We start from the raw sequence: 12,440 nt of genomic DNA, 5'->3' as shown, positions 1-12,440 counted from the left end.
GTGAACAGTAAGGAGCAAATAATACAGAATGAGTGTAATTGAGACAATAATTGATATTCCGGCAGAGCATGAGAAAAATGTATGCGGCCAGTTTGACGGCTATTTAAAAAAGATTGAGCGGACGCTGCATGTGACGATCGTGGCAAGAGACGGTGCCATCAAGCTGATCGGACCGGAACTGATGATCCGCCGGGCAAAGAGCGTGTTCAACAATCTGGTTGAGCTGTCAAAGCGCGGCAATGCCATTACCGAGCAGAATGTAGACTATGCATTATCTCTTTGCTTTACCGAGTCAGACGATGCGATCCTGGAGATCGATAAAGATATCATCTGCCGGACCATCAACGGAAAGCCGGTAAAACCGAAAACCGTAGGACAGAAACAGTATGTGGATACCATCCGCAAGAAAATGATCGTATTCGGCATCGGACCTGCCGGAACCGGTAAAACTTACCTTGCCATGGCCATGGCGATCTCCGCCTTTAAAAATGGCGATGTAAACCGTATCATTTTGACGCGTCCGGCCATTGAGGCAGGCGAGAAGCTTGGATTTTTGCCGGGTGACTTACAGAGCAAGATCGACCCGTACCTGCGCCCGCTCTACGATGCCCTGTACCAGATCATGGGTGCAGAGAGCTTTTTGCATAACCAGGAGAAGGGACTGATCGAGGTGGCACCGCTTGCGTACATGAGAGGCCGTACCCTGGACAATGCCTATATCATCCTGGATGAGGCGCAGAATACGACACCTGCGCAGATGAAGATGTTCTTAACCCGAATCGGCTTTGGTTCCAAGGTCATCATCACCGGAGATAAGACCCAGAAGGACCTGCCAAGCGGCGCGGTATCCGGTCTTGACGTTGCCATGAAGGTGCTTGGAAAGATTGACGATATCGGTTTCTGCAACCTGACCAGCAATGATGTAGTACGTCATCCGCTGGTTCAGAAGATCGTACAGGCTTACGACGATTACGAAAAGAAAACCACGCCAAAACAGCCTGCAAAGGAGAAAACGCATCGGCTGAGGGATTTCAAATATCATAAATAGAAACAAAGCTGCGATGCAAAACGTGCGGTGACGACACAGAATCGTTTCGATAAAACAGGACCGGAAGACTTGGTGTGCCGGTCAGAAAGGCGGAAGATACCATGACCATTAATATCGAATATGAGACAGACAAGCCCCTGGATGTGGACTATGAAAAGGTGGCAAACGACATCATCCCGGCGGCGCTGGATTATGAGAAATGCCCTTACGAGGCAGAAGTAAACCTGATCCTGACGGACAATGACGCAATTCAGGAAATCAACCGCGATTACCGCCAGATCGACCGTCCGACGGATGTCCTTTCTTTCCCAATGATCGATTTTGAGAAAGAATCCGATTTCAGCCATGTGGAGGAAGCGGTGGAGGATTATTTTAATCCGGAGACCGGAGAGCTGATCCTGGGTGACATCATTGTTTCGGTGGAAAAGGTGATCGAGCAGGCAGAAAAATATGGCCATTCCAGGGAGCGCGAACTTGCTTTTCTGATCGCGCACAGCATGCTTCATCTGTGTGGTTATGACCACATGGAAGATGCAGAGCGGGAAGTTATGGAAACCAGACAACGGGAAATACTGGCAGGAGAGGGCTATCATAGATGAGAAAAAACAAGGGGAAGAAGTATGCGTTAGGGGTTATGGCAGCGTGGTGTCTCACGGTGGGGGCTGTGGCACTGACCGGCTGCCAGGCAAAGGAAGCAGAGAATAAGATATCCGTAGAATCGGCAGTGCCGGAACCGGAGACAAAGCCAATCGAGATTGAAACCGAGGCACCGGAAACCGAAGCGCCTGTGCAGGAGACCGATCTGGCTGATCCGGATGAGCAGGAGCCAAGAGTCGAAAAGGATGGCATGATCCGCAGTTATCTGACTGGGGAAATGGTGCCGGTATCCCAGGGAAACCGGCGTCCGCTGGCAATCATGATGAGCAATGACAAGGCGGCTTTGCCGCAGTATGGCATCAACCGGGCCGGGGTGGTTTATGAGGCTCCGGTTGAGGCAACCATGAACCGTTACCTGGCGATCATGGAAAATTATGATGACCTGACCCGGATCGGTTCAGTGCGCAGCTGCCGTACTTATTATGTATATTTTGCAAGAGAATTTGATGCAATCTATGCGCATTTTGGCCAGAGTACCTTTGCAAAGCCATATTTAAAATTCATTGATAACATCAATGGAATCGAAGGACAGGGAAGTACCGCATATTTCCGCTCCAAAGATAAAAAATCTCCGCACAATGCCTATGCAAGCTTTGCCGGGATCCAGCGTGCGATCGAAAAGCTGGGATACAGCCAGGAATACGACGCAGACTATGACGGGCATTTCCGATTTGCAAAAGAAGGAACGGAAGCAGTTATGCATGGAGCCGATGTGCGCGATGCCTATAAGGTAACGCCTGGCTACAAATTAAACAATCCGTGGTTTGAATATCATGAGGATGATGGTTTGTATTACCGGTTCCAGTACGGAGGCCCGCATATGGGAGACGAAGGGCAGATCGCAGTGAAAAACATCATCATCCAGTACTGTCCGGCGGCTTATTACGCATCGACAGAGTACCGCAATATCAACGTGCAGGCCGATACCTGGGGATATTATATTTCCAATGGTAAGGTGGAAGACATCACCTGTGAAAAAGACGGAGAGTTTGGTGTGACCCATTACTACGATGCTTCCGGCAATGAGATCACCTTAAATCCTGGCAAGACCTGGATCTGCATCTGCACCACGAATGATATGCAGCCGGCGAAGATTGAATGAAAGTATAATCACTTGTTGAGCGTATCGAGGACGGTAAGTTGTCTGTAGCAAAGGTGACTTTTGGTGCAGAACCAAAAGATTATGAGGTGCAGGAATATATTCAAAAATATTATGCCAGTTTGAAATTCAGTCCGGCTGTTGATACTGTTGGAAAGGATATAAAAAGAAATCCCAAAAGGATGCAGCGTGAAGTGAGAAGGCAAATGCAGGAAACCGGTATTGGAACAAAATCGCAGCAGGCATTGAAATTACAACAGGAACAAAACAAACAGGAACGCAAGATTAGAAGCAAAGAGAAAAAAGAAGTGGAAGAACTGCGAATGTTTGAAATCAAACAGCAAAAGAAAAGAGAAAAGCATAAGGGGCATTAGCCCCTTGCTTTACTCGTTCAAATCGGAAGTTACAGAGGTAAAGAGCAATGAAAAAAGCTATTATTACGATGATTGTGGTATTCGCATTAGTTGTTTGGCCGTTCAGTGGTGTGTGGCAACTCTTGTCTGGTATCATTGGCGGTGGAGTCCAAGAATCTTTTATTTATCCGATTTACGGTGGAATTATTCTTCTTTCAGGTCTTTTAGTCGTTTGTACTGAACTCATTCTGGAAGAAATTAAAGCGTTAAAAGACGATATAAAAGATAAAAAAGAAGGTTGCTGATAAAATTCCAGTTTTCTTAACTGGATAAATCGGAATTTGTGGAGAGATTTCCTGAACTTTCCTTATTTTACAGGCTTTTCAGCCCATTAAATAGTGAAATGATATGTATTTTCCCTTATTTTTGCCCTTATGCGGAATCCGCAAGGGAAATAAGGGAAATTTTTAGTTAAGCATTGCTCGCTACTTTATCAAGAAGTCTTGCGGAATCCCGTTTTGCTTTTCTTGTTGAGTGAGCGTAAATATTCATTGTGGTACTGACATCAGAGTGTCCTAACAGTTCCTGTACATCTTTCGGTGCAGCTCCATTGGAAAGCAGATTGCTGGTATAAGTGTGACGCAACTGGTGAAAATGGAAATCTTCAAATCCTTCCAGCTTCTTTGCCACTGATCTGCATACAATGCTGAGTGTACTCGGCAGTTCCAAAGAGCCATCTGGTCGCAGGCAGACAAAGGAGATTTCTTTGTAATCTGTCGGGACTTCCTGTGTTCCGTCAAGATGATAGTATTCATAATATACCCTGTTTTTCACATGCACTTCTTTGTAGTAATTGCGGTGATATAATTCGCCATACTGCATCCGGTTTTTGAGCTGTTCTTTTCTGGCAGCTTTCAGTATTTCAGTCAGCGTATCTCCAAAATCAACAATCCTTACTTTTTTCCGTTTCGTTGGTCCGATAATATTTTTGTGTTTCATGCCGTCGTAGCGGATACTGCGTTTTATGGTCAGGCATTGTTCCTCAAGGTTAATGTCCTGCCATGTAAGACCACAGGTTTCCCCGATACGGAGCCCGGCATAATACGCAATTTGAATCGGAAGAATAGCAGGTGGATTTTTCTTTTCCAGATATTGGATAAGCCGTTCATAATCCTCATGTGAAATCGGCTGTGTACCTTCTTCCACTTCATCATCGGAAAAGAGGTCAACTTCCTCTGCCTGCTTTTTCAGCTTAATATACTGCATCGGATTGAAACTGATTAACTGTTTTGGAAATACTGCAAAACGGAATGACTGCTGTAACACTGCGGAAAAAGAATGGATATAATCTTTGCTGTATCCCTTTTTTACTTTCCCGTCTGGAAACTCACCACCGAATGTAAGCAGATCAAGAAATGCCTGTAAATGTTCGGCAGTAACTGTTTTCAGTTTGCGGTCTGCAATCGGGTGTTTTTTGATACATCGGATTGCACCAAGATAATTTTCCACTGTACCGTTGCTGAGTGTCCCAGTTTTCAGTTCTTCTTCTGCCCACATATCCAGAAGTTCCCCTACGGTAAGATTATCTGCCTTTGCAACAAACTTCTTATCTTCGTAGTCTTCCAGTGCCTTGCGGAGAAGCTTTTCCGTCTCACTTTTACTTTCGGTTCCGGCGTATTCTTTCTGAACCATTTTACCGCTTGCATCTTCTACATAGAAACGATAGTACCATTTTTTTCCTTTTTTTCTAACAGATCCTTTTGCCATAATCGTATGTCTCCTTTCGATATCAGACAATCGGAACTGCTGAAATGCTTCTTGCGTGTAGGCATCTTATGGACAAGTCCATAAGCCAATTCGCCGCTCGTCAAATCTGTAAACAGCTTGACTCGCTTGCGCTCATTGTATCATAACTCCGATTATCTTACTATACCGATTCAGAATCGTCATACATAACTTCGGATAAAAGATTTGCAAGCCTTTGTTCTGCCGCTTCCGGTTTCTTTGAATAGAGCCTTACAACATCTGCCATATCATTAAATGCGTTGACAGTATGTGTGATCTCCCTGAGAAACATAATCTCATTATATTCATCTTTCGATTCAAATCCCATTACTTTGGCAATGTCCGCATCTTTGGTACTGCCTTTGTAATTTTTACAGGCGAACTGAAACGAATCCAGAAACAGTTCATATTGCTTTAACATTAACAGCAGTAAGTCTTTAGAAAAAGCGTCTTCTGTTTTATTGAGGTCAAGAGGAAACTGTTTGAGAATGTCGCCCATCGCATCACGAATCTGCAATTCTTTCTTATCCGTAATATCAGTTTCATATTCATCGGTTTCCCCTTTGAGCCATTCAATCGATACATGAAGTGCTTCCGAAAGACCTTCCAGTACCATCTTTTTGGTATTGTCAATCGAACCATTCTCATAACGCAGGATTGTGGAAGCGGTAACTCCCATCTTCTCTGCGACATAAGGCTGTGTCAGATTTAATTCCAGACGGCGCTGTTTTGCCCTGCTGCCAATCAGCTTGCGTAGTTCTTTATCTTTCATGCTGATGTGCCTCCTTTTTCGGTATGTCATTACTATACCACGCAACAAAATATATTGCAATATGCAATTTTAAGAAAAGCAGAAAAATTTCATAATGCTTGACAAAGCAATATAAACACGCTATACTGACAGCACAAATGAAATTGCATAATGCAATTCGAAAGGAGGTGGTCATATGACGCAAAGAAAGATTGCCTTATCTATTGAGGAAGCTGCTGATTATACGGGAATTGGCAGGAACACCCTGCGAAAGTTGGTAGAGTGGAAGAAACTTCCGGTATTGAAGGTTGGGAGAAAAGTCCTGATCAAAACGGATATGCTGGAACTTTTTATGGAAGCCAACGAGGGCAGGGACTTGAGGGATAAGGGAAATGTGAAAGCAGTCACAAGAAACGGTTCAACTTAAAAAAGCGGTTCCCGAAGAAACCGCCAAAGGTTCTATCAGACCGGAGTCATGATATACCTACACGCAAGCAGATTATACCATGTACTTCGTCTGACAGACAACAGGAAACTTATGTTTGGAAAAAAAGAAAGGACGATGATATTTATGGCAAGATCAACAAAGAGTTATGAGGAGCGTATGCTCCAGTTGGAAAAGAAAGAACAGGAAAGCCTTGAGAAAGCAAAACAGTATGCAGCACAGAAACGGGAACTGAAGAAACGTCAGAAAGATGTGGAAACCAAAAAACGGACACACAGGCTCTGCCAGATTGGCGGTGCAGTGGAATCGGTACTGGGTTCTGCGATTGAGGAAGATGATATCCCAAAGCTGATCGGCTTCTTAAAAAGGCAGGAAGCAAATGGGAAATTCTTCTCAAAGGCAATGCAGAAAGAGCCAGTTGCAAATACGGAGGAAGTGTAATGCCGGAGGGAGTGGAGTTTCCATTCCCTTCATTGCTTTTTTATGAAGGGCGCACTTATGGACAACCAGAGGTCGTCCGTATAAGTTTGCCACAGGTGGCAACCGGTCTGCGCTTACGCTTGCCGGGCTCGTTCCGTCGGCGGGGCTTTCAGCCAGACCTGCTCATGCCGCAGGAGGCACTCTTCGCCAGAGGGGCACATTCCATGCAGGCTGTTATGCACAGGGCACTCTTACGCAGAGGGTGCTCCGGCAGATACCATTTTCTTTTAGGAAAAACGTTACCTGCCGGAAATCAAAGCCGGATACGGCAGAATGGAGGAAACGGAGCATGGCGATTTTTCATTATACAGTAAAGATTGTTGGACGCAGCAAAGGAAAATCCATCATATCGGCGTCTGCTTATCTCAATGGCGATGTGATGAAAAATGAAGAAACAGGCAGGATCAGCTACTATACTTCAAAAAAAGAAGTCGTTTATACCAGCCTGCTGATGTGTGAAAATGCACCACAGGAATGGCAGAATGTACCTGCTGAAAATATCAGACGGTTCCAGAAATCTGTCCGATATAAAAGGGCAGATAACCAAAATGCTGCACTGGAAAAATTCAAACTTACTTTTCAGAAGCAGCGTTTATGGAATGAAGTCTTGAGGATAGAAAAAAGTTCAGATGCACAACTCGGCAGGTCATTTGAGTTCTCACTTCCGAAAGAATGGAGCCGACAGGAACAGATTGATTATACAACTGAATATATTCAAAAGACCTTTGTAGATAAGGGAATGTGTGCGGATTGGAGTATCCACGATAAAGGAGATGGTAATCCCCATGTGCATTTATTGGTGACGTTGCGACCATTCAATTCAGACCACTCATGGGGTAACAAAGAAATCAAGGATTGGGAGTTTGTCAGAGATGAAAATGGAAATATTGTGGTGGATGAATCCCATCCGGACTGGTGGCAGGATAAAAAGAACCCTGACCGTCATGGAATCCGAATCCCCGTACTTGATGAAAATGGAGTCCAGAAAGTCGGGACAAGGAACCGCAAACAGTGGAAACGTGTATTAACCGATGCTACCGGGTGGAACAATCCGAAAAATTGTGAGCTATGGCGGAGCGAATGGGCAAACGTCTGTAATGCACATTTGAAAACGGAAAATCACATTGACCATCGTTCTTATGCAAGGCAGGGAAAATTAGAGATACCGACGATCCATGAGGGCGCAGATGCCAGAAAAATTGACGAGAAATTTCAAAACGGACAGACATCCTCTACTTCATGGAAAGTAGAGGAAAACCAGATCATAAAAAGACAAAATGCACTGCTGGATAAAATACAGATTTCTTTTGGAAAAGTATCCAGTGCATTAACACAATGGAAGGAGCGATTGCGTGACATTAGAAGAAAGCCGGGAAGTCATTCCCATGATGGAGACAATGATAAACCAGATCGAGGAACAGCAGAATCTTATGGCAGAGATGGTACAGGAATTGCAGGAACGGGACAGGCAGCTCCTGTCTTTTCAGGAGCAGAACCAGAGTTTAAAAAGCTTAAACAGCGAATTATCCAGGCTGCTAAATCTTTTGCCAGATACAGAAGAACTGCTCTCACAGATCGAGCAACAGAAAACCAGAATCGAACAGTTGGAAAACGAGAATCAGCAATGGCAGGAATTAACGCAGAAGCTGAACAACGAGAACAGCTTATTGCAGAAACAGAACAGCGAATTGCTGACCTTAAACAGCAGATAGAGAAAGCGAGGGAGATCGATGAGCGAATGCAGAAACTTAGAGAACGTCGGGCAGGTGGAAGAACTTCTGCTGATGACCGAACAGATGCAGGACGAACTGGATCAGAAAGACCAGACAATCCAGGAACTAAACAGGCAGCTAAGCGAATCGCTGACCTTGAACGAGAAATTGAACAGCGAAAACAGAGCCGAGAATATCGAAGCATTGCGGACAAGATTAAGGCAAACAGAGGAACGATTGACCAGCGAGACAGACAGCAGGAAAAGAGCCGACGCAGAAGCCGTGGCATGGAAATTTAAGTATGAAAAAGCAGAGCAGGAAAAACTTTATGCACAGACACACCAAAAGACGGTAGAGGTAGCTGTTGAGAAAAAAGTGCCTTATGAGAAATGTGAAAAATGTGACCGTACTGCTTACCGGAAAGCAAAAGAAAAATGCGATAGCCGTAAAAGCCAGTTAGAAAAGAAATATAAAAATATGACGATTGGTTATGAAAGTATCTTGTTTCTACTGGCATGGTACAGCATAACAACAACACTGTTTACTGCGATTCTTTCGCCGGTTTTCCTTAACGACTGTATCGTCTTTTTCGGTGCGTTAGGAAAAGGAATGGGAAGTTTATTTCGGGAGTTTGTGACAGGTGCAGACTCTTTCGGACAGTTAAGCAGTGGAATACCTAACAGTATTCTTTCCGGGATTGTGTACTGGCTGATTGCCGGTACTGTCATGGCAATTTTATTCGTAATAACCGGGTGGCTGATAATCGGGATTGGTTATCAGGTAGGAAAAATCTACCGGAAATATTGTTGGGATATCATCAGTATCGTGGTAGCGATAACGAGTACAGCTGTTGTAATTTACTTTGGAGAATGGATTAAAAACGCTAATCCGATAAATCTTATTGTATTGCTATTACTGTCGCATATTATTTATATTGGAATCAGATGTTATGTGAAAGACTGGATGGAAGAACGAGGATATTATTAAAAGAGGACAGGGAAATTTCATAATCTTCCTGTCCTTAGTAAGGGACTATTGATTGTTTATATAAAGAAAAAGTATATAAATAAATCTTGACAATTAGCACGAACTCGGACTATAATACAAAAGTCCGGATTCGTACTAATTTAAGGAGGAAAAAGATGAGAAAAGATAATAATATGATAATACAGTTGCAACGATATTATGCTTTATGGAAAGAATGTACAGCAATGTATGAGGAATGGTCAAAGGATCAGGGACTGTCTTCAAATGGAGTTTTTGCTTTGCATTCATTTTATGAAAGTAATGGAAGATGCACGCAGAAAATGATAAGTGAAAAATGGAATATACCTAAGCAAACGGTAAATACGATACTAAAAGATTTTCAGAAAAAAGGATACATCAATATGGTATCTGATGATTCAGACAAGAGAAATAAGCTGATATGCCTCACAGAATCAGGAATGGAATATACGAAAGATATCATAGAAAAACTGCACTCAAAAGAAATATATGTAATCGAAAAAATGGGATTAGAGAATATAGAAAGTCTTAATGATAATACAGAGCTGTTTATCAGACTTTTCAAGGAAGGAGATTGTAAGAAAAATGAATCATAAATCATTATTTTTTAAATATGTTATTCCATCTATTATAGCATTTGCATTATCAGGAATATATGCGATAGTGGATGGATATTTTGTAGGCAATACCATAGGAGATGCTGGACTTTCGGCTATTAATATTGCATATCCGATTGAGGCTTTGATTCAGGCTCTTGGAACAGGAATTGGTATGGGAGGAGCTGTTTATTACTCAATTAATGCAGCAGAAAAGAAAGGAAAACGGGCAGAAGAATTTATTGCTACAAGCTGGTGGCTTCTTGTAATAGTAAGTGTTATCAGTACCATAATTATTTACTCCTTTTCGTCTAAAATTTTAGGATTGCTTGGAGCAGATGGAATTATATTAACAAATGCGACAGATTATATCAAAATTATAGCACTTGGAGCAATATTGCAGATTCTTGGAACTGGAATGATGCCATTCATTAGAAATTATGGAAACTCTTTCTGGTCAATGTTTGCGATGGTTGGTGGATTCATAACCAATATTGTTCTGGATTTTATCTTTGTATGGATATATGAAATGGGCATGAAAGGTGCAGCCACAGCTACAATAGCCGGACAGGGTGTGACTGCAGCAATTGCAATCATATACGCATTATATAATAAAAAGTTTTATGTGTATGTATCCTTAAAAAATGTAAAAGAAATGTGTGGCGCTATATTCAGAGTAGGTCTTGCACCATTTGGGCTAGCATTGACTCCTAATATTTCATTGGTGTTTATAAACCGATTCTCCGCTTCTTATGGGGGAGAAAAAGCTATTGCAACTTATGCATGTGTATCCTATATTATCTGTATCATATATCTCATATTGCAGGGCGTAGGTGATGGAAGTCAACCTTTAATGAGCCGTTTTTATGGTGAGAAGGATCAAGAAAGCCTGAGAGGAGTTCAGAGAATGGCATACATTTTTGCAATAATTCTTGCTGTTTGTGGTGGAATTATCATGTATGTAAACAGAGCAAATATTGGAGGGGTTTTCGGAGCTTCTTATGAAGTAAGTATTGAGATTTCTAAAATTGTACCTATATTTTTAGTGTCATTACCATTTGTTGCGATTACCAGAATAGCGACAGCTGGATTTTATGCTACTGAAAAAAGTGGATTGTCATACATTCTTACATTCATTGAACCAGTATTGATGCTGATATTTATGCTTGTTTTACCACCTTTATTTGGTGGACAGATTATGATATGGTGGAGTACGGTATTGGCACGTGTTTTTTCAGCGATTCTGGCATTCATACTAATAAAATATTGCGAAAAGGGAGATTTGCAATATGGAATACAGAAAATTTAACAATCAGATAGTAGCAAGAATAATCTAGGTTTATCTATTGTATTTTTAAGGACAGCCTCATAGCAATAGGGCTGTCCTTTTAAAATTATGAAGCTAATTTTTAATAAATTCTAGTAGATTTTGATTGGAATAATCATAACTCTAATGAATCTTCAGCATCTACCCACATCTGTAAATTCCCATCAAGATATAACCTTGCATATTCTAATGGCTCATCGATTGCAAGCGATGTCAAAGCACAATCAGATCCAGGTGTGGTTCTTAAATTTTTTTCTGCTTCCCAACAATCAATACGGAGTATATAGCCCGTATTAGTATATACATCAATGCTGTTGCACTGTGGATTGTATTCTGCAAATATTGTTCTCATCGTATCCCATCTCCTTATCATTTAATCAATCAGTAGTAGCAAAAATTAAGAAGCATTTCAATCAGTTCACCATGTCACTTTTATTTTGTGTTATACTGTCTTATAGATTTTTCTTGCCCTTGTATTTGCCCTTATCAGAGTGCATAAACACTGATGGGACGATATAACACAAGGGAAATAATAAGGGAAAGCTCACCTGCGACAAATCCAGTGTTTTCAAGGGGTTGCGAAGAATTTAATAATAAAATATAACAGTTATTAAATTTCTTAAAACAGGTGAAATCTCAATCGGAATTTAGGGAGCAAGTTGATATGAAAATTAAAGAAATCAAGGAGAATAAAAAACAATTTCTTCCGTTGCTGCTATTAGCAGATGAGCAAGAGGATATGATAGACAGGTATCTTAATAAGGGGACAATATATGTTTTGGACGATGATGGAGTTAAGTGCGAATGTGTGATAACAGACGAGGGGAACGGTGTCCTTGAAATCAAAAACATTGCAACTGAACCAGAATATCAGGGAAAGGGTTATGGTAAAGCACTAATTGACTTCGTTGCTACGACATACAAAGGGAAGTATTCTATATTGCAAGTTGGCACAGGGGATAGTCCGTTGACAATTCCTTTTTATGAGAAGTGTGGATTTATTCGTTCGCATAGCATTAAGAACTTCTTCACGGATAATTATGACCATTCAATATATGAAGCAGGTACTCAACTGGTAGATATGATTTATTTGCAGAAAAAAATATAAATTCAAGTTTTTGAAACTGAGAAATTGGAATTTACTTCTACTTAGACATACAAACTGTTGACAGTAAAACTCCT

At 41.7% G+C, this 12,440-nt stretch carries 15 protein-coding genes and 1 pseudogene; 13 read left to right on the top strand and 3 right to left on the bottom strand.

Features of this window, described 5'->3' with window-relative positions; translation table 11 throughout:
• Positions 1-28: 28 nt before the first annotated feature.
• The 5 genes and pseudogenes from DWZ40_RS03190 to DWZ40_RS03170 all read left to right on the top strand — a co-directional run bounded on the left by DWZ40_RS03190 (position 29) and on the right by DWZ40_RS03170 (position 3,462).
• Positions 29-1,048 (top strand): PhoH family protein, encoded by a 1,020-nt coding sequence (locus DWZ40_RS03190; RefSeq protein ID WP_118540720.1) that lies wholly within the window; start codon positions 29-31, stop codon positions 1,046-1,048.
• Positions 1,049-1,149: 101 nt separating this feature from the next.
• Complete coding sequence (gene ybeY / locus DWZ40_RS03185; protein WP_118532552.1) at positions 1,150-1,647, top strand: rRNA maturation RNase YbeY; 498 nt, start codon at positions 1,150-1,152, stop codon at positions 1,645-1,647.
• Positions 1,644-2,807 carry a DUF3048 domain-containing protein gene (locus DWZ40_RS03180; RefSeq protein ID WP_347560037.1) on the top strand — a complete coding sequence of 388 codons (1,164 nt, stop codon included), beginning with the start codon at positions 1,644-1,646 and terminating at the stop codon, positions 2,805-2,807. Before ybeY ends, DWZ40_RS03180 begins: the two co-directional genes overlap by 4 nt.
• Before the next feature lie 17 nt (positions 2,808-2,824).
• Positions 2,825-3,178, top strand: a pseudogene (locus DWZ40_RS03175) (YjdF family protein); the annotation flags it as partial.
• 47 nt (positions 3,179-3,225) lie between these two features.
• Entirely contained in the window at positions 3,226-3,462 is a 237-nt protein-coding gene (locus DWZ40_RS03170; protein WP_118540716.1) for a hypothetical protein, read from the top strand.
• A gap of 166 nt (positions 3,463-3,628) precedes the next feature.
• On the opposite strand, the gene DWZ40_RS03165 is transcribed toward DWZ40_RS03170, so the two are convergent.
• On the bottom strand, positions 3,629-4,924 hold the full coding sequence (locus DWZ40_RS03165; RefSeq protein ID WP_009321335.1) for a tyrosine-type recombinase/integrase: 1,296 nt from the start codon (positions 4,922-4,924) through the stop codon (positions 3,629-3,631).
• Positions 4,925-5,084: 160 nt separating this feature from the next.
• The gene (locus tag DWZ40_RS03160) at positions 5,085-5,714 is read right to left on the bottom strand and encodes a helix-turn-helix transcriptional regulator (RefSeq protein ID WP_009243739.1); all 630 of its coding nucleotides are present in this window, start codon (positions 5,712-5,714) and stop codon (positions 5,085-5,087) included.
• A gap of 175 nt (positions 5,715-5,889) precedes the next feature.
• On the opposite strand from DWZ40_RS03160, the gene DWZ40_RS03155 reads away from it, so the two are divergent.
• The 7 genes from DWZ40_RS03155 (at position 5,890) to DWZ40_RS03125 (ending at position 11,240) form a co-directional block, all read left to right on the top strand.
• A complete protein-coding gene (locus tag DWZ40_RS03155; protein WP_002578307.1) occupies positions 5,890-6,120 on the top strand; it encodes a helix-turn-helix domain-containing protein in 231 nt (76 codons plus the stop codon).
• A 144-nt stretch (positions 6,121-6,264) separates the two neighbouring features.
• Positions 6,265-6,579, top strand: coding sequence for a DUF3847 domain-containing protein (locus tag DWZ40_RS03150; protein WP_002578306.1), 315 nt, complete (start codon positions 6,265-6,267; stop codon positions 6,577-6,579).
• Complete coding sequence (locus DWZ40_RS20430) at positions 6,579-6,932, top strand: hypothetical protein (protein WP_058692446.1); 354 nt, start codon at positions 6,579-6,581, stop codon at positions 6,930-6,932. Before DWZ40_RS03150 ends, DWZ40_RS20430 begins: the two co-directional genes overlap by 1 nt.
• Positions 6,908-8,629: a MobA/MobL family protein gene (locus tag DWZ40_RS03140; RefSeq protein WP_109214826.1), complete on the top strand. Its 1,722-nt coding sequence runs from the start codon at positions 6,908-6,910 to the stop codon at positions 8,627-8,629. The genes DWZ40_RS20430 and DWZ40_RS03140 overlap by 25 nt, the downstream gene beginning before the upstream one ends.
• Positions 8,613-9,317 carry a DUF6040 family protein gene (locus DWZ40_RS03135; protein WP_021369328.1) on the top strand — a complete coding sequence of 235 codons (705 nt, stop codon included), beginning with the start codon at positions 8,613-8,615 and terminating at the stop codon, positions 9,315-9,317. Before DWZ40_RS03140 ends, DWZ40_RS03135 begins: the two co-directional genes overlap by 17 nt.
• 155 nt (positions 9,318-9,472) lie before the next feature.
• Positions 9,473-9,931: a MarR family transcriptional regulator gene (locus tag DWZ40_RS03130; protein ID WP_009243743.1), complete on the top strand. Its 459-nt coding sequence runs from the start codon at positions 9,473-9,475 to the stop codon at positions 9,929-9,931.
• Positions 9,921-11,240 (top strand): MATE family efflux transporter, encoded by a 1,320-nt coding sequence (locus DWZ40_RS03125; RefSeq protein WP_002595210.1) that lies wholly within the window; start codon positions 9,921-9,923, stop codon positions 11,238-11,240. The genes DWZ40_RS03130 and DWZ40_RS03125 overlap by 11 nt, the downstream gene beginning before the upstream one ends.
• Before the next feature lie 133 nt (positions 11,241-11,373).
• Here DWZ40_RS03125 and DWZ40_RS03120 read toward each other — a convergent pair whose 3' ends face one another.
• Positions 11,374-11,610 carry a DUF6061 family protein gene (locus DWZ40_RS03120; RefSeq protein ID WP_002578301.1) on the bottom strand — a complete coding sequence of 79 codons (237 nt, stop codon included), beginning with the start codon at positions 11,608-11,610 and terminating at the stop codon, positions 11,374-11,376.
• 312 nt (positions 11,611-11,922) lie between these two features.
• Between DWZ40_RS03120 and DWZ40_RS03115 the strand changes: the two genes are divergently transcribed.
• Entirely contained in the window at positions 11,923-12,366 is a 444-nt protein-coding gene (locus DWZ40_RS03115; protein WP_118540714.1) for a GNAT family N-acetyltransferase, read from the top strand.
• Positions 12,367-12,440 lie beyond the last annotated feature (74 nt).

The sequence above is a fragment of the Clostridium sp. AF32-12BH genome (genome assembly GCF_003477935.1).
In the GTDB taxonomy this organism is placed as follows: Bacteria; Bacillota; Clostridia; order Lachnospirales; family Lachnospiraceae; genus Brotaphodocola.
Note: the sequence above shows the minus strand (reverse complement) of the source record. Positions and strands in the feature narration are given on the sequence as shown.